This is a genomic window from Streptomyces sp. NPDC102514 (assembly GCF_055584525.1).
Map to the genome: position 1 here is coordinate 78935 of NZ_JBVJLW010000012.1, position 18316 is coordinate 97250.

An 18316-nucleotide genomic window follows, 5' to 3' on the forward strand; every position below is an offset into this window, starting at 1 on the left:
GGTGGTGCCTTTCGGCCGTCATGCCTTCTGACGGTTGCGGCGGTTTCCGATGACCATTCCGGCCAGCACGAACAGTACGGCGATGAGGAACATGGCCGTACCGATGACGTTGATCTGAACGGGTGTTCCGCGCTGTGCGGAACCCCAGACGAACATCGGGAACGTGACGGTCGAACCGGCGTTGAAATTGGTGATGATGAAATCGTCGAAGGAGAGCGCGAAGGCGAGCAGCGCTCCGGCGGCGATTCCGGGCGCGGCGATGGGCAGCGTGACCCGCAGGAAGGTCTGCAGGGGGCCCGCGTACAGGTCCTGCGCGGCCTGTTCCAGGCGCGGGTCCATCGACATCACGCGTGCCTTCACGGCGGTGACGACGAAGCTCAGACAGAACATGATGTGGGCGATGAGGATCGTCCAGAAGCCCAGCTGGGCGCCCAGGTTGAGGAAGAGCGTGAGCAGCGAGGCGGCCATGACGACCTCGGGCATCGCCATCGGCAGGAAGATCAGCGAGTTCACGGCGCCGCGCGCGCGGAAGCGGTAACGGACGAGCGCGAAGGCGATCATCGTGCCGAGGACGGTGGCGCCCAGGGTCGCCCAGGCGGCGATCTGCAGGCTCAGTGAGAGCGAGCCGCACAGGTCGGCGACCCCGCAGGGATCGGTCCAGGCGTCCGTGGAGAACTGCTGCCATTCGTAGTTGAAGCGCCCCTTCGGATTGTTGAAGGAGAAGACGGTGACGACGATGTTGGGCAGCAGCAGATATCCGAGGGTCAGCAGACCCGCGATGACGACGAGACGGCTTCTGAACCAGCGCAAGAGGCCCATCTAAACCAGATCCTCCGTCCCGGACTTGCGGATGTAGAGCGTGACGATGGCCAGGATTCCCGCCATGAGAATGAAGGAGAGAGCCGCGGCCGTCGGATAGTCGAGAATGCGCAGGAACTGCGTCTGGATGACGTTTCCGACCATGCGGGTGTCGGTGGAGCCGAGCAGATCGGCGTTCACGTAGTCGCCGCTCGCCGGGATGAACGTGAGCAGTGTCCCGGAGACGACGCCGGGCATCGACAGCGGGAAGGTCACCTTGCGGAAGGTGGTGAAGGGCCGCGCGAAGAGATCGCCGGCCGCCTCGTGCAGCCGCCCGTCGATGCGTTCGAGGGAGGTGTAGAGCGGCAGGATCATGAACGGCAGGAAGTTGTACGTGAGTCCGCAGACCACCGCGAGCGGGGTGGCCAGCACGCGGTCCCCCTCGGTGACGCCGAGCCAGCTGGTGACGTCCAGGACGTGGAGCGTGTTGAGGGCGCCGACGACCGGGCCGCTGTCCGCGAGGATCGTCTTCCAGGCGAGCGTGCGGATCAGGAAGCTGGTGAAGAAGGGCGCGATGACCAGGATCAGGATCAGGTTGCGCCAGCGGCCCGCGCGGAACGCGATCAGATACGCGAGCGGGTAGCCGAGCAGCAGGCACAGGATCGTGGCGGTGCCCGCGTAGGCGATGGAGCGCAGGAACTGCGGCCAGTAGTCGGCCACCGCGTCCCAGTAGGTCGCGAAGTGCCAGGTGACCTGGTAGCCGTCCTCCAGGGAGCCCGTCTGCACGGACGTGGAGGCCTGGTAGACCATCGGCAGCGCGAAGAAGACGACCAGCCAGAGGATGCCGGGGAGCAGCAGCCAGTACGGGGTGAGGCGGCCCCTCCTGTGAGGGGGGCGCTCCTTCGGCGCGGGGGTGGGCGCCAGGGGTGGCGCGTCGGTGACGGTCGTCATCAGGCCGCCTCTTCCTCGACCGTTTCGATGCCCGCGTCGATGTCCTGGGCGGCGTCCAGGCCGAAGGTGTGTGCCGGGTTCCAGTGCAGGACGACCTCGGCGCCGGGTACGAGCCGGGGGTCGCGGTCGATGTTCTGGGCGTAGACCTCGAACTCCGGGCAGACCGGGCTGTCGATGACGTACTGCGTGGAGACGCCGATGAAACTGGAGTCGGCGATCGTGCCCGTGATGCGGTTGCGGCCCGCCGGGATCTCGCCCGCCTCGTCGGCGTGCGTGAGGGAGATCTTCTCGGGGCGGACCCCGACCAGGACCTTGCCGCCGGCCGTCGTGGGCGCCGAACATCGGGCCTCGGGCAGGACGAGCTTGCCGCCGCCCGCTCCGAGGACGATGTCGTCGCCGCTCCTGGCGTCGACCTCGGCCTCGATGAGGTTGGAGGTGCCGAGGAAGTTGGCGACGAACGTGGTCTGCGGGTTCTCGTAGAGGTCGGCGGGCGAGCCGAGCTGCTCGACGCGGCCCGCGTTCATCACGGCGACCGTGTCGGCCATGGTCATGGCCTCCTCCTGGTCGTGCGTGACGTGGATGAAGGTGATGCCGACCTCGGTCTGGATGCGCTTGAGCTCCAGCTGCATCTGACGGCGCAGCTTCAGGTCGAGGGCGCCGAGGGGCTCGTCGAGGAGGAGCACCTTGGGGGTGTTGATCAGCGCGCGGGCCACGGCGACGCGCTGCTGCTGGCCGCCGGAGAGCTGGTGCGGCTTCTTGCGGGCCTGCTCGCCGAGCTGTACGAGGTCGAGCATCTCGCCGACCTGCTTCTTCACCGACTTGATGCCGCGCCGGCGCAGACCGAAGGCGACGTTCTCGAAGATGTCGAGGTGCGGGAAGAGGGCGTACGACTGGAAGACGGTGTTCACGGGCCGCTTGTACGGGGGCAGGTTCGTGACGTCCTGCTCGCCGAGGAAGACCGTTCCGGAGGAAGGTTCCTCCAGACCGGCGATCATGCGCAGGGTGGTGGTCTTGCCGCAGCCCGACGCTCCGAGGAGGGCGAAGAACGAGCCCTGGGGTACGGTCAGATCGAGCGGCCGGACGGCGTTGAAGGAGCCGTAGGTCTTGCTGATGCCCGAGAGGCGGACGTCACCGCCGGACTCCGTACCGCTCGTCGTGCTGCCCGTCGTGCTGTTCTTCGCACTGTTGTTGGTGGTCACGGTGATCACGCCCCCGTCAGCTTTGCGAACTTCTCTTCGTACGCCGTCTCTTCCTTCGCGCTCAGCGAGCGGAAGGCGTGCGACGTGGCCGCCATGGCGGCGTCGGGAATGATCAGCGGGTTGTCGGCCGCCGACTTGTCGATCTTCGCCAGTTCGGCCTTCACACCGTCGACGGGACAGACGTAGTTGATGTACGCGGCCAGCTGCGCGGCAGGACCGGGCTCGTAGTAGTAGTCGATGAGCCGCTCGGCGTTGGACTTGTGCCGTGCCTTGTTGGGGACCAGCAGGTTGTCCGAGGAGATCATGTAGCCGCTGTCCGGGATGACGAAGTCGATGTCCGGGCTGTCCGCCTTGAGCTGGACGACGTCTCCGGCCCAGGCGACACAGGCCGCGAGGTCGCCCTTGGTGAGGTCGGACGTGTAGTCGTTGCCGGTGAAGCGGCGGATCTGGCCCTTGTCGACGGCCTTCTGGAGCCGGGCGATCGCCGCGTCGAAGTCGTCGTCGGTGAACTTCGCCGGGTCCTTGCCGAGGTCGAGCAGCGTCATTCCGATGCTGTCGCGCATCTCGGACAGGAAGGCGACGCGTCCCTTGAGCTTCGGGTTGTCGAGCAGGTCGGAGATCGACTTCACCTCCACCCCGTCCAGTGCCTTCTTGTTGTACGCGATGACGGTGGGGATACCGGTCCAGGGGTACGAGTAGGCGCGTCCCGGGTCCCAGTCGGGGGTGCGGAACTGCTGGGAGAGGTTCGCGTAGGCGTGCGGCAGGTTGGACGCGTCCAGTTTCTGCACCCAGCCGAAGCGGATCAGCCGGGCGGCCAGCCAGTCGGTGACGCAGATGAGGTCGCGCCCGGTGTCCTGGCCCGCCGCGAGCTGCGGCTTGAGCTTGCCGAAGAACTCGACGTTGTCGTTGATGTCCTCGGTGTACTTGACCTTGATGCCGGTGCGTTCGGCGAACGTGTCGAGCGTCGGGTGCCGCTTCCCGCTGTCGTCGACGTCCATGTACTCGGTCCAGTTGGAGAAGCTGATCTGCTTCTCCTTGGCCGAGTGGTCCTCGGACGAAACGCCCGCGGTGTTCTTCGCCGCGGGGATCCCGCAGGCGCTCAGGGTCCCGAGTCCGCCCAGGGCGAGCGCGCCGCCCGTCGAGGCGCGCAGCAGCGAACGGCGGCTGAGGGAGGCCCTGCCATTGCGGAAGCTGCGCCGCACGGCGGCCAGTCGGGCCGGGGACAGTTGGTCGGGCTCGTACTGCTCCATGCTCGTGGTGCCCTTTCGGGAGGGTTCGGCCTGGTCCGGGCCGACAGTGACTAACGGTCCCCGAAGATCGTGCGGTGCCAGTCCTTCCTGGCCACCGCCGTGTTGTCGAACATGACGTGCTTGATCTGTGTGTACTCCTCGAACGAGTACGCGGACATGTCCTTGCCGAAGCCGGACGCCTTGTAACCGCCGTGGGGCATCTCGCTGATGATCGGGATGTGGTCGTTGACCCACACACAGCCCGCCTTGATCTCACGCGTGGCCCGGTTCGCCCGGTACACGTCACGGCTCCACGCGGAGGCGGCGAGACCGTACGGGGTGTCGTTGGCGAGGCGGATGCCTTCGTCGTCGCTGTCGAAGGGGACGGCCACCAGGACCGGGCCGAAGATCTCGGACTGCACGATCTCGCTGTCCTGGGCGGCGTCGGCGATCAGGGTCGGCCGGTAGTACGCGCCGTGCTCGAGCCCCTTCGGGATCTCGCCGCCGGTGACCACGCGCGCGGAGGAGCGTGCCCGGTCGACGAACCCGGCGACCCGGTCGCGCTGGGCCACGGAGATCAGCGGTCCGAGATCGGTGTCCGGGGCGAACGGATCGCCGAGCCGGACGCTCTCCATCAGCTCCGCGGTCCTGGCGACGAACTCTTCGTAGAGGGGCCTTTGCACGTACGCGCGCGTGGCGGCCGTGCAGTCCTGGCCCGTGTTGATGAGCGCGCCCGCGACCGCGCCGTGCACGGCGGCCTCCAGATCGGCGTCGTCGAAGACCACGAAGGGGGCCTTGCCGCCGAGTTCCAGATGCAGGCGCTTGACCGTGGAGGTGGCGATCTCCGCGACGCGCCTGCCGACGGCGGTGGACCCGGTGAAGGAGGTCATGACGACGTCCGGGTGCCCGACCAGATGCTCACCGGAGTCCCGGCCCGCCCCGCTGATGACGTTGACGACCCCGTCCGGGATGCCCGCCGCCGTCGCCGCCTCGGCGAACAGCAGCGAGGTGAACGGGGTCAGCTCGGCGGGCTTGAGGACGATCGTGTTGCCGGCGGCGATCGCCGGGAGGACCTTCCAGGCGGCCATCTGGAGGGGGTAGTTCCAGGGGGCGATGGACCCGACCACCCCGATGGGCTCACGCCGTACGTACGAGGTGTGGTCTCCGGAGTACTCACCGGCGGACTGGCCCTGGAGATGCCGGGCCGTGCCCGCGAAGAAGGCGGTGTTGTCGATCGTGCCCGGGACGTCGAACTCCCGGGTCAGCTTGATCGGCTTGCCGCACTGCAGGGACTCGGCCTGCGCGAACTCCTCGGCGCGGTCCGCGAGCACGGCGGCGAAGCGGTGCATGGCGTCGGAGCGCTCGCCCGGGGTGGCGCCGGACCAGCCGGGGAACGCCTCCCGCGCGGCCCGCACCGCCGCGTCCACGTCGTCCGTGCCCGCCAGCTCGTACGTGTGGAGGTCGTCGCCGGTGGCGGGGTCGACGACGGTGTGACTCCGGCCGGACGTGCCCTTGGCCGGCCGGCCCGCGATGTACTGCGCGCCGTCCGCGAAGCGGTCCTGCGCCTGGAAGCGATGGCCCGGATTGTGCATTTCGCTCTCCTCCGCCGCACTCCCCGAACCCGGGGGGGTCGGCGTAGCTCCAGCTCGATTTGAGTGCCGATCCTGACAGAGCAATGGTGCTCCAACAAGTGATTCCGTTGTTGCCATTTGGTTACGCGACGGAATCTGTCGACCAGGTGTCGAGTCGCTGAGGAAAAGGCAGGACGGATTGTCAGTGGTGCGTGCCAGACTCGCGTGCATGGGGGAGATCAAGAACAGCATCGCGTCCCGGGAGGCGCTGGTCAGCGCGGTCCGGGCGGGGGCGAAGGTCAAGTACCTGCACTTCTGGGGGCACCGGCCGCGGGCCGACGGGCGCATCGGGTCGAGCTGTCTGAGCCAGTGGTGGCCGTCGCCGTTCACGGCCGACGGGGTGGAGTACCGGACGGCCGAGCACTGGATGATGGCGCGCAAGGCGCGGCTCTTCGGTGACGCGGAGGCGGAGCGGCGGGCGCTCGACGCGTCCGATCCGGCGCTCGCGAAGAAGGCGGGGCGGCTGGTCAGGGGGTTCGACGAGTCCGTCTGGGAGCGGGAGCGGTTCGACATCGTGGTCGAGGGAAGCGTGCGGAAGTTCGCCTCCGACGAGGCGCTTCGCGGATTCCTGCTGGGTACGGGCGGGCGAAGCGAGGTGGGGGTCCCCCCGGCCGAAGGCTGGGGGAGGGTGCTGGTGGAGGCCAGTCCCGTGGACCGGGTCTGGGGCATCGGCCTGTCCGCGGACGACGCCCGCGCGTCGGATCCCACGCACTGGCAGGGCCCAAACCTCTTGGGCTTCGCCCTGATGAGGGCCCGGGAGCGCTTGCGCTCCGCGTGAAGGGTGAACGAGTCCGGCCTGCGGCCAGGCCGGGGCGGCCCTGGCGGGGGCGAGGTACGTGGTTACCTGCGGGCCCGGTGGGGGCTGGTCGCGCAGTTCCCCGCGCCCCTAAAGGGGCCCGGCCGTCGCAGCCCCCTGCCGCAGCAACGGACCGCTTCGGGCTTTGGCGTTTAGCTTTTAGGGGCGCGGGGAACTGCGCGACAAGCCCACAACAACCCGCACCCGTCCACCCACCGAACCCACCCCCAGGGGCGCGAGGAACTGCGCGGCCAGCCCACGACCACCCGCACCTGCCCACCCGGCGGATCCACCCCAAGGGGCGCGGGGAACGGCGCAAAGGCCTCAGCCCCTACTCACCCGCACCCACCCACAAGCCAGCCCAAAACCCCCGCTCAGCTGACCGTAGTCAACGACGTGCTGAAGCCGTCGTCCCCGTTCCCCGACTCATCGATCACGGTATCCGGCAGGATCAGGAACACCACCAGGAACGCGACGCCCAGCGCGACACCGACCGCCCCGCAGATGATCCCCGCCAACGCCTGCCCGGCGTTCGTCGCCTGGCCCCGCCGGGCCCGCCCCCGCCCGATCGCCCCGAAGATCACCGCGAGAATCCCGCACACGAGCGCCACCGGCCACAGGCAGAACCCGACCGCCGCGACGATCCCGAGTACGAGCGACGCGGTCCCCAGCCCATTGCTCGGCCCCATGGGCATGCCAGGCATCCCGGGCCCACCCGGCCACCCGTAACCGGGCCCACCCTGCACGGGGTAAGCCGGATACCCGTACCCAGGCCCGTGCCCGTGCACAGGCCCGTACCCGTACGGCACCTGCCCCGGCCCTCCCGGCGCAACCGGCGGCGGCGGAACCGCGGAGGAACCCCCCGGCGCCGCATACGGATCCGGCGTCACGGGGAACGAGGTCACGGTCTGCCGGTCGTGCACCGAGGACGGCCCGGCCCCCGGCGAGGCACCCGCGTCCATCGGCGGAGCCCAGGGATTCGGCTCCTCGCCCGCCCCACCCGATGCCTTCGCGTCCTCGGACATGCGCAAAGCCCCCTCTTTCGTACGTGGCGTCATGCTACGGCCCAAGCCTCCCCGCAGGCGGACCGCGGCCTACGATGATCCTCGAAGCACCGCACCACCGATCAGCCGATCACCCGCGCCCACCCGCCGCACACCGGCGGGGCGCCGTTCCTGGGGAGGAACCTTGACCGACCTGCACGCCTTCATCGCCGGACTGCCCAAGGCCGAACTGCACGTCCACCACGTCGGCTCCGCCTCCCCCCGGATCGTCTCCGAGCTGGCGGCCCGGCACCGCGACTCCAAGGTGCCGTCGGACCCCGAGGCACTGGTCGACTACTTCACGTTCACGGACTTCGCCCACTTCATCGACGTGTACCTGTCCGTCGTCGACCTCATCCGCACCCCCGAGGACGTACGTCTCCTCACGTACGAGGTCGCCCGTGACATGGCCCGGCAGCAGATCCGCTACGCCGAGCTGACGATCACGCCGTTCTCGTCGACGCGCCGTGGTATCGACGAGGGCGCCTTCATGGACGCCATCGAGGACGCCCGTATCGCCGCCGAGGCCGACTTCGGCACGATCCTGCGGTGGTGCTTCGACATCCCGGGCGAGGCGGGGCTCGAATCCGCCGAGGAGACGGTCCGGCTCGCCACGACCGACAAGCTCCGCCCGGAGGGCCTGGTCTCCTTCGGGCTGGGCGGCCCCGAGATCGGCGTACCCCGGCCGCAGTTCAAGCCGTACTTCGACCGTGCGATCGCAGCCGGCCTGCACTCCGTACCGCACGCGGGCGAGACGACCGGGCCCGAGACGGTGTGGGACGCGCTGACGGACCTGCGGGCCGAGCGCATCGGCCACGGCACCAGCTCCGTCCGGGACCCGAAGCTCCTCGCGCACCTCGCCGAGCACCGCATCCCGCTGGAGGTGTGCCCCACCTCCAACATCGCCACCCGCGCGGTCCGCACCCTCGACGAGCACCCCATGAAGGAGTTCGTACGGGCCGGTGTCGTCGTCACCGTCAACTCCGACGACCCGCCGATGTTCGGCACCGACCTGAACAACGAGTACGCGGTCGCCGCCCGTCTTCTCGACCTCGACGAGCGGGGTCTGGCCGAGCTCGCCAAGAACGCCGTCGACGTCTCCTTCCTGGACGCCCCCGGCAAGGCGGCGCTGGCGGCGGAGATCGACACGTACACCGCCGGGTGGCTCGCGCCCTGAGCCGGCGCACCAGCACAATGGGCCGATGCGTACCGTGACTGCCGTGGCCCATCGCGGCGACCCCTACCGCGTCCGTGAGAACACGCTCGGCTCCCTGCGTTCCGCGCTCCGACGGGGCGCGGACGCCGTGGAGATCGACGTCCGGCCGACCCGCGACGGCGTGCCCGTCCTGCTCCACGACGACACGCTGAAGCGGCTGTGGGAACAGGACCGGCCGTTGCGCTCGCTCTCCGCCGACGAGGTGCGGGGGCTGACCTCGGGCGGGATCCCCACGCTGGAGGAGGCTCTGAAGGCGGCGGACGACGGCCGCCTCATGATCGACCTGCCCGGCCCGCCGGACGCGCGTACCGTCCGCCGGATCGTCGGTGTCGTCCGGGACTTCGGCGCCGAGGAGCGCGTGTACTACTGCGCGGGGGCCGCCGCCATGCTCGCCGTCCGCGCGGCCGACCCCGCCGCCGAGATCGCCCTCACCTGGACGAGCCTCGCCCCGCCGCGGCCCGCGCTGCTCGACGCCGTACGGCCCCGGTGGCTCAACTACCGCTTCGGGCTGGTCGACCGCGATCTCGTCGACAGGGTCCACCGGGACGGCTACCTGGTCTCGGTGTGGACGCCCGACACCCGGCGGTCCATGCGGCGGCTCCTCGACGCGGGCGTCGACTCGATCACGACGAACCGCATCGACACGCTCCGCTCCCTGCCGGTGCGGACCCCTCAGGGAAATCCCTGACAACACCCTTGCCCGGTACGGAAGTTGCTCGGGGACCGGCCAGGGTCGCCGCCCTCCCGGAGGAGGATCCGCGAGGCGGCGTACGCCCGGAGGATGAAGGTCACCGATCACCCGGGAGTCAGCCGATGGATGTCCGTGCCCGTACCCGTACCGCCTGTGCCGCCCTCGTGGTGCTGGGCCTGACCGCGGGCCCCGTGGCCGGGACCGCGCTCGCCGCCTCCCCGCCCACGGCCTCCGTACGTCAGACCGCGGGCCCGGACGCCGGGGACCGGGACACCGGGAGACCGGGGGCCGTGGATCCGGCCACCGGCCGGGCCTTGCGGGCCGCGCTCGCGGGGCTTCCGGACGACGACGCGACGGCCGCGCTCGTACGGGTGTCGGGCACGGACGGTGTGTGGCGGGGCAGCGCCGGGGTGCACGATCTGCCGAGTGGGCACGAGGCGCTGGCGGACGGGCGTTTCCGGGCCGGTTCCACGACGAAGGTCGTCACCGCGGCCGTCGTGCTCCAACTCGCCGCCGAGGGCCGGGTGGACCTGGACGGGCACGTCCAGACCTACCTGCCCGGCCTCCTCCCGAAGGCCTTCGAGCCCATCACCGTACGGCAGTTGCTCACGTTCACCAGCGGTCTGAAGCCGGGCTCGTCGCTCGGGGACGTGAACGGCGAGGGGTACGAGCGGCGGTACGAGACGCTGACGCCCGAGGAGGTGGTGGCCGCCTCGGTCGCCCAGGGTCCCGCCTTCCGCCCCGGCGAGCGGCAGAACTACAGCAACATCGACTACACCGTGCTGGGCCTCCTCGTGGAGAAGGTCACCGGCGACTCGTACGAGCACCAGGCGACGGTACGGGTCCTGCGGCCGGCCGGGATGCGGCACACGTCCTTCCCCGGCGGCCCCGACCCGCGTATCCACGGACCGCACAACCGCGGCTACCAGCGACTGGCGGACGGCAGGCTGGTGGACGCCACCGAGTGGAACATGTCGGACCGGTGGGCCGCGGGCGACATGATCTCCACGACGGCGGACCTGGAGCGGCTCCTGCACGCGCTGTTCCGGGGCCGGCTGGTCCCCCGGCCCCTCCTGGACAAGGAGATGTTCACCCTGCCCGATGTGCCGGGCGCCACCATGAGCGCCGGTCTCCAGCGGTTCGACCTGGGCAACGGCACGATCCTGTGGCTGAAGTCGGGGGCGCGTCCCGGGTACGGCACGCTCGTCGCGGCCACCCGTGATCTGTCCCGCACCCTCGTGTACTCGGTCAACGCGACGGACGCCAAGTCGGAGGACATGAACCCGGTGGCCGAGCGGATCGTACGGGCGGCCTTCGGGGGGTGAGGGCGGCCGGGGCGGGCTAGGTGTTCGGGGGGCCCGGTTCGTCCGGGTGCGCGGGGGGCGGGCCGCCGAGGACCGCGACGCGCTGCGCGAGGCGCTTCAGGACGGTCTCGCCCCACTGGAGGTTCCCCCGCTCCAGGGCGATACCGCCCTGGAGGGTGAGATAGGGGCCGATGCGGTCGGCGGACGCGAGGTGTTCGTCCTCGGTGCGGCCGGCCAGCATGCGTTCCCGCATCCGCAGATAGCGGGCGAGTTTGGCGGCGGACCGTTCGACGCGCTCGGCGACCGCGGTCCGTACGGCCTCGATGTCGTCGAGGTCCCCGATGTCGACGCACTGGACCTTGACCATCAGCTCGTCCCTGATGGCCAGGGGCTTCGCGGGGCCCTCGGTGACGAACGCGCGCAGGACCCGGCGTCCGGACTCCGTGAGCGAGAAGAGCCGTTTGTTGGGCCGGCGCTCCTGCTGGACGACCCGGGCGGAGACCAGCCCCTCGCCCTCCATGCGCTCGAGCTCGCGGTAGAGCTGCTGGGGGGTGGCCATCCAGAAGTTGGCGACCGAGGCTTCGAAGCCCTTCGCGAGGTCGTACCCCGACGCCTCGCCCTCCAGGAGTGCGGCCATCACCGCGTTGCGCAACGCCATGGGCTCAAGCTAGCACCGGGTCGATCAGCCGTTGATCAGTCAAGGACGCGACTGTCGACGAGGACCGGCGGGAGCAGTTCCGGCCGCTTGGCCTGCCGCCCGTCGCCCGACGAACGGCCCCGGACCCGGCGCATGAGCCAGGGCCCCAGGAAGCCGCCGACCCAGCGCAGTTCCGCCCCGACGACCCGCAGCCGCGTGGGCACCGACGCACCGGGCGGCAGGGGCAGCGTCCAGGCCTCGTCACTGCCCGGCAGGCCGCACGCGTGGGCGACCGCGGCGGCGATCCGCGCATGGCCGAGCGGACTCGCGTGCAGCCGGTCAGGACTCCACAGCCGGGGGTCCGTGACCACCTCGTGGGCGGACATGTCCGCGATGACCACGCCATGGCGTCCGGCCGCGTCCCGGATACGGGAGTTGAGGGCGAGGACCCGGCGGCCGAGCGGCCTGGCCAGCGGGCTGATCCGGCCGACGTCGGGGAAGGTGACCGTCGCGACGCGGGCCCCCTGCCCGGTCAGCGCGGCGAACATCGCCTCCAGGTGGGCGCCCACCTCGTCCGCGTCGAAGCGGGGCCGCAGCAGGTCGTTCATCCCGGCGACCACGGTGGCCACGTCGGGCCGCAGGGCGAGGGCCGCGGGCAGCTGCTCGGCGCGCACCTGCCCTGCGAGGCGCCCGCGGACGGCGAGATTGGCGTAGAGGACGTCCGGGGACCCCTTCGCCAGCTCCTCCGCGAACCGGTCGGCGCATCCGCGCAGCCCTGTCACGTCGTCGCCGTCACCGAGCCCCTCGGTCTGACTGTCGCCCAGGGCGACGTACCGCAGATATCCGCTTCCGCTGTCGGACATGGGGTGACCCCTTTCGCCGTGGCCCGCCACTACCCCACTAATACCCTATTCACTTTGTTGGCTATGGCAAGAGGTGACCGGCGGTACGGCCACCGGTGCGGGCTACAGGCCGGCGATGGCGTTCCAGCGCTTCGCGAACTCCGTCCGCTCCTTCGCCGTGATGTCGCGGGCGATCGCGAGCCGCTTGCGCATGGCGCTGTCGGGGAAGATGAGCGGGTCCTCGGCGAGGGCGGCGGTCTCCTTGTCCTTGGCGGAGGCGAGGATGTCCTGGGCGGCCGGGACGGGGCAGACGTAGTTGACCCAGGCGGCGAGTTCGGCGGCCACGGCGGGCTCGTAGTAGTAGTCGACCAGTTCCTCCGCGTTCGCCTTGTGGCGGGCGAGGTTCGGGATCATCAGGGACTCGGACCAGAACTCGGCACCCTCCTCCGGCACGACGAACTCGATGTCGGGATCGTCGGCCTGCAGCTGGATCACGTCACCGCTGTACGCCTGGCAGGCCAGCACGTCGCCGCTCGACAGGTCCTTTATGTAGTCGTTGCCGGTGAAGCGGCGGATGTGGTCCGCGCGGACGAGCTCGTCGACCTGGTCGCACATCGTGTGGAAGTCGTCCGCGGTCCACCGGGTGATGTCGACGCCGTTGCCCTGCATGAGCAGCGCGAACGCCTCGTCGAGCCCCGACAGCAGCGTGACGCGGCCCTTGAGGTCGTCGGCCCACAGATCGGACACGTGCCGGATCTCCCGGCCCAGCCTGCGGCGGTTGTACGCGACACCGGTGATCCCCGACTGCCACGGCACGGTGGAGCGGCGCCCCGGGTCGAAGGCCGGGGACCGCAGTTGCGGATCGAGGTACCTGGTGATGTTCGGCTGCCGGGAGCGGTCCATCTCCTGGACCCAGCCGAGGCGTACGAACCGCGCGCACATCCAGTCGCTGACGACGATCAGGTCCCGGCCGGTCTCCTGGTGGTTCATCAGGGACGGGCTGACCTTGCCGAAGAACTCGTCGTTGTCGTTGATCTCCTCGGTGTACGTGACCGCGATCCCGGTGCGCTTCCCGAAGGCGTCCAGGGTGGGGCGCCGCGACTCGTCCTCGTCGTCCGTGTCGATGTAGAGCGGCCAGTTTGCCCAGGTCAGACGCTTCTCCGTGGCCGACAGATCGCTTCTCCGCCGGTCTCCTGGCGCGACGTACGCGGCCGGTACCCCGCAGCCCGCGGCGAACGCTGCCGCCGCGCCCGTACCGAGGGTGCGCAGCAGGTTGCGGCGGGACATGGGGGTCTTCTTCGGGGTCGGGTGGCTCCGGTTCGCTGGCACGTCCGCAGCATGCCGGGCGCGTCGGCGGGCGGGCAATGGACGTTGCGTCCAGCGGTCCGGCCACGGGACGACAGGGTGTCGCCCCCGCCGCCCCTACCCGTTCCCGTCCACGCATGGGGGCTGCGCCCCCTCGCCCCCCTTGTCCTCAAACGCCGGACAGGCTGGAGGTGTCCGCCGGCCCGGCGACACTTCAGCCCGTCCGGCGTTTGAGGGCCGGGGGTTCGGGGGCAGCGCCCCCGAGTCGTTGAGGGGAACGGGTGAGGGCGGCGGGGGCGGAAACACCACCTCCACCCACAACCCGCCCTCCCCCCGCGCCCGCGCCTCCACCACACCCCCGTGCGCCCCCACGATCGCCGCCACGATCGACAACCCCAGTCCCGCCCCCTCCCGGGCACGGCCCCGCACCCGCTCCACCCCCAGCCTCCGGAACGGTTCGAACAGCACCCCCACCTGATCGACCGGCACCACCGGCCCGCTGTTGGCGATCCGCAGGGACGCCCGCCCGTCGACGACCCCGGTCCAGACGGTGACCCAACCCCCCGCCCCCTCGGCCACGTTGTGGCGGACGGCGTTCTCCAGCAGATTGCTCACGAGCCGTCCGACCAGATGCGGGTCCCCGACGAGCGGCGCGGACGTCAGTTCCGCGTCCACCCGGGGCCCGGGGCCGCCCTCGGGCAGCAGGTCATCCGTGAGGACGGCCAGGTCCACCGACTCCCGCTCGTGCAGCGCCCGCTGCCCCCGCGCCAGCGTGAGCAGCGCCTCGATCAGCCGCTCCTGCTCCTGCCCGGCGGCCCGCACGCGCAGGCAGGCCGCCCGCAGGGACGCGGCGTCGGCGCGCGGGTCGGCCAGTGCCACGTCGACGACGGCCTGCTGAAGGGTGAGCGGGGTACGCAACTCGTGCGACGCGTTGGCCACGAAACGCCGCTGCGCCTCGAAGGCGCCCTCCAGCCGGGCGAGCAGATCGTCGAACGTGTCAGCGAGATCCTTCAGCTCGTCGTCGGGGCCGGACACGGCGAGACGCCGGTGCAGATCGTCCGCGGAGATCCGCCGGGCCGTGACCGCCATGTCCCGCAGCGGCGCGAGGACCCGTCCCGCGACCAGCCATCCGAGGATCAGTGAGGCGATCGCCATGACGCCGAGGGCGATCCCCGACTCGACGAGCAGCTGGTGGAGCTGGTCACCCCGCTGGACGGCCAGCCGCTCGCGCACATAGCTCTCGACCGTGGCCGCCCCCGGCTTCATGACGCTCCCGGAGCCCGCGTCCCCCGTATCCGCGCCGCCCGGTACCGGCCGGTCGCCCGACCCCGACCCGGACACGGCCAGCGGCTGGTTGTCGGCCACGAGCGCGTACGTGAGGGCCAGCAGCACCGCCCCCGTCACCACGAACAGCCCGCCGTAGAGCAGTGTCAGCCGCCACCGGACGCTCTGCGGCCTCCGGCCCCCGCGCGACCCCGGGAACGCGAACCGCCCGCGCACCGCACCCATACCGCTCACGCCACCCGCGCCCCCCCATACCGCCCGTGCCACCCACACCGCTCACACCCGGTACCCGGCCTGCGCCACCGTCTCGATCAACGGTGGCTCACCGAGCTTGCGCCGCAGCCTGCTGACCGTCACCTTCACGGTCTGGGTGAAGGGATCGGCCGCCTCGTCCCAGCCCCGCTCCAGCAGTTCCTCGGCCGAGACGACCGCCCCGCCGGCCGCCATCAGCAGCTCCAGGACCGCGAACTCCTTCGGGCTGAGCGGCAGTTGCCGCCCCTCGCGGGACGCCACCCGGCGGGCGGGGTCGAGCCGCAGGCCGCCGCGGACCAGAACGGGCGGCAACGCGGGCTGCGCGCCGCCCCAGGGCCCGTATCCGCGCGACGAGTTCGGTGAAGGCGAAGGGCTTCGGCAGGTAGTCGTCGGCGCCCATCCCGAGCCCCGCGACGCGGTCGGCGACCGTGCCGGACGCGGTCAGCATCAGTACCCGCGCCCGGCTGCCCCCCTCGGCCAGGGCCCGGCAGACCCGGTCACCGTGCAGTCCGGGCAGGTCACGGTCGAGCACGACGACGTCGTATCCGTTGACCGTGGCCCGCTCCAGCGCCGCATGGCCGTCCAGTGCGAGATCGACGGCCATCCCCTCTCTGCGCAGTCCCGCCGCGACGGTCTCGGCGAGCTCCTCGTGGTCCTCGACCACCAATACGCGCATCGGCATCTCCGGCTGCGTCTCCGGCTGTTGCGAACCCTGCGGCCAGCGTGCCCGCCGGCCGGTAACAGGGTGGTAAGAGCGCCCGTTCCCGTGCCGTAACCGCCCGCGCGCTGAGGTGGTCCCGACCGGGGACCGACGTCCCCGGAACGGCCGACACAACGGAAGACACCAGGGAGGACCTCATGCGGAGTTCGACGAAACGGCACCGCCGGCTGGCCGCGGCCTGCGCCCTGATCAGCGCACTCGCACTCGGCGGGGTGTACGCCGGTCAGTCCGTGGCCGCCGGATCACCGTCGGGCGATGACTCGTCGTCCGGCGGTGGATCTTCGTCCGACGGCGGCTCGTCGTCCCCGAAGCCGCCGAAGGACGACGACTCGACCGACTGGAAGCGCCAGGACAAGGCGTCCCGCGCGTACACCGAGTGCATGCGTGACAACGGTCTGGAGGACTTCCCCGACATCGTCGTCTACACGGCGGACGGGGGCCGCGGGGTGAAGGTACGGATCGACAGGGGCGAGGGTGACGGGGCGAAGCGCCCGGACCCGACGTTGAAGGAGTTCCGCAAGGCGGCCAAGGCCTGTCAGGACATCCTCGACGACATCGGCGTCAAACTCCCCGTCCCGCCCGGCGACCTGCCCGGGAAGGGCGGCGGGCCCGTCCCGGCCCCCGGCGGCTGCGGCGAGATCCGGCAGCACGAGAAGGGGAGCGGTGATCGGCGCGAGGGCGGCGACACGACGGAGTCGAGCGTCGGGGGGCTCGTCTTCAGCAGCTGACCCACGCCGACTCGCCGGGCCCGCGCCCGGCACCGGCAGCGGCCCCGGGCGGACCAACTCCCGCCCGGGGCCTCGTACCGCGTACCCCGTACCGCCTACCGAACGCTCAGCCGAGCGACGTCATCACGTGCTTGATGCGCGTGTAGTCGTCGAAGCCGTACCCCGACAGGTCCTTGCCGTAGCCGGAGTGCTTGAAGCCGCCGTGCGGCATCTCCGCGACCAGCGGGATGTGCGTGTTGATCCACACGCAGCCGAAGTCGAGGACCTTGGACATGCGCATCGCGCGCGCGTGGTCCTTCGTCCAGACGGAGGAGGCGAGCGCGTACTCGACGCCGTTCGCGTACTCGACGGCCTGGGCCTCGTCCGTGAAGGACTGGACGGTGATGACCGGGCCGAAGACCTCGTTCTGGATGATCTCGTCGTCCTGCTTCAGGCCGGAGACGACGGTCGGGGCGTAGAAGTAGCCCTTCTCGCCGACCCGGTGGCCGCCCGCCTCGACCTTGGCGTGCGCGGGCAGCCGCTCGATGAAACCGGAGACCTGCTTGAGCTGGTTCGGGTTGTTGAGCGGCCCGTACAGCACGTCCTCGTCGTCGGGCTGCCCGGTCTTCGTGTCGGCGGCGGCCTTGGCGAGCGCGGCCGTGAACTCGTCGTGGATGGACTCCTGTACGAGGACGCGGGTGGCGGCCGTACAGTCCTGGCCCGCGTTGAAGAAGCCCGCCACCGAGATGTCCTCGACGGCCTTGGCGATGTCGGTGTCCTCGAAGACCACGACGGGCGCCTTGCCGCCCAGCTCCAGGTGGACGCGCTTGACGTCCTTGGCGGCGGACTCCGCGACGGAGATGCCCGCCCGTACGGAACCGGTGATGGACGCCATGGCCGGGATCCGGTGCTCGACCATCGCGCGGCCGGTGTCACGGTCGCCGCAGATGACGTTGAAGACGCCCTCGGGGACGATCGAGCCGATGATCTCGGCGATCAGGACCGTGGAGGCCGGGGTGGTGTCGGACGGCTTGAGCACGACCGTGTTGCCCGCGGCGAGCGCCGGGGCGAACTTCCACACGGCCATCATCATCGGGTAGTTCCACGGCGCGACCTGGGCGCAGACACCGACCGGCTCACGGCGGACGATCGAGGTCAGGCCCTCCATGTACTCGCCGGCCGACCTGCCCTCCAGCATGCGCGCCGCGCCCGCGAAGAAGCGGATCTGGTCGACCATGGGCGGGATCTCCTCGGACCGGGTCAGTCCGATGGGCTTGCCCGTGTTCTCGACCTCCGCGGCGATGAGTTCCTCCGCCCGCTCCTCGAAGGCGTCCGCGATCTTCAGGAGGGCCTTCTGGCGCTCGGCGGGGGTCTGGTCGCGCCAGGCGGGGAAGGCCGCGGCGGCGGCCTCCATCGCGGCGTCGACGTCGGCCTGACCGGACAGCGGCGCGGTGGCGTACGCCTCGCCCGTCGCGGGGTTGACCACGTCCGTGGTCCGTCCATCGGCGGCATCGCGGAACTCTCCGGCGATGTAATTACGCAGACGACGCAGCTCGGTGCTCACTGCCCGGCCCTCCTGTCGGATGTCCTACGACTGTCCTTCTACGGTCCCGCGCCCCCGGTGTCCACTACCTGAGACGCCTGGATGCCCACCCTAATCCTCGCCCCGACGTTTTCAACACCCCCGCTGGCCCCAGAGCTGCGAAATCC

Annotated in this window: 16 protein-coding genes and 1 pseudogene; 5 read left to right on the forward strand and 12 right to left on the reverse strand. The window is 70.7% G+C overall.

What is annotated here, in order from left to right:
- Positions 1-18 precede the first annotated feature (18 nt).
- Genes ACZ60E_RS27855 through ACZ60E_RS27875 form a run of 5 tightly spaced genes read right to left on the reverse strand, consistent with a single transcriptional unit; the run spans position 19 to position 5769 of the window.
- Positions 19-819: an ABC transporter permease gene (locus tag ACZ60E_RS27855; RefSeq protein WP_384810932.1), complete on the reverse strand. Its 801-nt coding sequence runs from the start codon at positions 817-819 to the stop codon at positions 19-21.
- The gene (locus tag ACZ60E_RS27860; RefSeq protein WP_469443993.1) at positions 820-1749 is read right to left on the reverse strand and encodes an ABC transporter permease; all 930 of its coding nucleotides are present in this window, start codon (positions 1747-1749) and stop codon (positions 820-822) included.
- On the reverse strand, positions 1749-2948 hold the full coding sequence (locus tag ACZ60E_RS27865) for an ABC transporter ATP-binding protein (RefSeq protein WP_469443995.1): 1200 nt from the start codon (positions 2946-2948) through the stop codon (positions 1749-1751). Before ACZ60E_RS27865 ends, ACZ60E_RS27860 begins: the two co-directional genes overlap by 1 nt.
- A gap of 5 nt (positions 2949-2953) precedes the next feature.
- Positions 2954-4198: a polyamine ABC transporter substrate-binding protein gene (locus tag ACZ60E_RS27870; RefSeq protein ID WP_469443996.1), complete on the reverse strand. Its 1245-nt coding sequence runs from the start codon at positions 4196-4198 to the stop codon at positions 2954-2956.
- A 50-nt stretch (positions 4199-4248) separates the two neighbouring features.
- Positions 4249-5769, reverse strand: coding sequence for a gamma-aminobutyraldehyde dehydrogenase (locus ACZ60E_RS27875; protein ID WP_469443999.1), 1521 nt, complete (start codon positions 5767-5769; stop codon positions 4249-4251).
- A gap of 208 nt (positions 5770-5977) precedes the next feature.
- Between ACZ60E_RS27875 and ACZ60E_RS27880 the strand changes: the two genes are divergently transcribed.
- Positions 5978-6586, forward strand: a complete 609-nt coding sequence (locus ACZ60E_RS27880) for an NADAR family protein (protein ID WP_469444001.1) — start codon at positions 5978-5980, stop codon at positions 6584-6586.
- A 392-nt stretch (positions 6587-6978) separates the two neighbouring features.
- Here ACZ60E_RS27880 and ACZ60E_RS27885 read toward each other — a convergent pair whose 3' ends face one another.
- Positions 6979-7308, reverse strand: coding sequence for a DUF4190 domain-containing protein (locus ACZ60E_RS27885; protein WP_469444003.1), 330 nt, complete (start codon positions 7306-7308; stop codon positions 6979-6981).
- 352 nt (positions 7309-7660) lie between these two features.
- Here ACZ60E_RS27885 and ACZ60E_RS27890 point away from each other — a divergent pair, with 352 nt between their 5' ends.
- From ACZ60E_RS27890 to ACZ60E_RS27900, 3 genes are all read left to right on the forward strand, one after another.
- The gene (locus ACZ60E_RS27890) at positions 7661-8824 is read left to right on the forward strand and encodes an adenosine deaminase (protein ID WP_469444004.1); all 1164 of its coding nucleotides are present in this window, start codon (positions 7661-7663) and stop codon (positions 8822-8824) included.
- A gap of 25 nt (positions 8825-8849) precedes the next feature.
- Positions 8850-9551: a glycerophosphodiester phosphodiesterase gene (locus ACZ60E_RS27895; RefSeq protein WP_469444005.1), complete on the forward strand. Its 702-nt coding sequence runs from the start codon at positions 8850-8852 to the stop codon at positions 9549-9551.
- A 125-nt stretch (positions 9552-9676) separates the two neighbouring features.
- Positions 9677-10879 carry a serine hydrolase domain-containing protein gene (locus ACZ60E_RS27900; RefSeq protein WP_469444006.1) on the forward strand — a complete coding sequence of 401 codons (1203 nt, stop codon included), beginning with the start codon at positions 9677-9679 and terminating at the stop codon, positions 10877-10879.
- A 16-nt stretch (positions 10880-10895) separates the two neighbouring features.
- Here ACZ60E_RS27900 and ACZ60E_RS27905 read toward each other — a convergent pair whose 3' ends face one another.
- The 5 genes and pseudogenes from ACZ60E_RS27905 to ACZ60E_RS27925 form a co-directional block, all read right to left on the reverse strand.
- Positions 10896-11516: a PadR family transcriptional regulator gene (locus ACZ60E_RS27905; protein ID WP_384810959.1), complete on the reverse strand. Its 621-nt coding sequence runs from the start codon at positions 11514-11516 to the stop codon at positions 10896-10898.
- Positions 11517-11551: 35 nt separating this feature from the next.
- Positions 11552-12358 carry an SGNH/GDSL hydrolase family protein gene (locus ACZ60E_RS27910; protein WP_469444008.1) on the reverse strand — a complete coding sequence of 269 codons (807 nt, stop codon included), beginning with the start codon at positions 12356-12358 and terminating at the stop codon, positions 11552-11554.
- Between the two features lie 102 nt (positions 12359-12460).
- Positions 12461-13624, reverse strand: coding sequence for a polyamine ABC transporter substrate-binding protein (locus ACZ60E_RS27915; protein WP_469444010.1), 1164 nt, complete (start codon positions 13622-13624; stop codon positions 12461-12463).
- Positions 13625-13759: 135 nt separating this feature from the next.
- Positions 13760-15151 (reverse strand): sensor histidine kinase, encoded by a 1392-nt coding sequence (locus ACZ60E_RS27920; protein ID WP_469444263.1) that lies wholly within the window; start codon positions 15149-15151, stop codon positions 13760-13762.
- Between the two features lie 51 nt (positions 15152-15202).
- A pseudogene (locus tag ACZ60E_RS27925) lies at positions 15203-15854 on the reverse strand (response regulator transcription factor).
- 182 nt (positions 15855-16036) lie between these two features.
- Here ACZ60E_RS27925 and ACZ60E_RS27930 point away from each other — a divergent pair.
- Positions 16037-16627, forward strand: coding sequence for a hypothetical protein (locus ACZ60E_RS27930; RefSeq protein ID WP_469444012.1), 591 nt, complete (start codon positions 16037-16039; stop codon positions 16625-16627).
- 106 nt (positions 16628-16733) lie between these two features.
- Here the strand turns inward: ACZ60E_RS27930 and ACZ60E_RS27935 are convergent, their stop codons facing one another.
- Entirely contained in the window at positions 16734-18170 is a 1437-nt protein-coding gene (locus tag ACZ60E_RS27935) for a gamma-aminobutyraldehyde dehydrogenase (RefSeq protein WP_384813457.1), read from the reverse strand.
- Between the last annotated feature and the right edge of the window lie 146 nt (positions 18171-18316).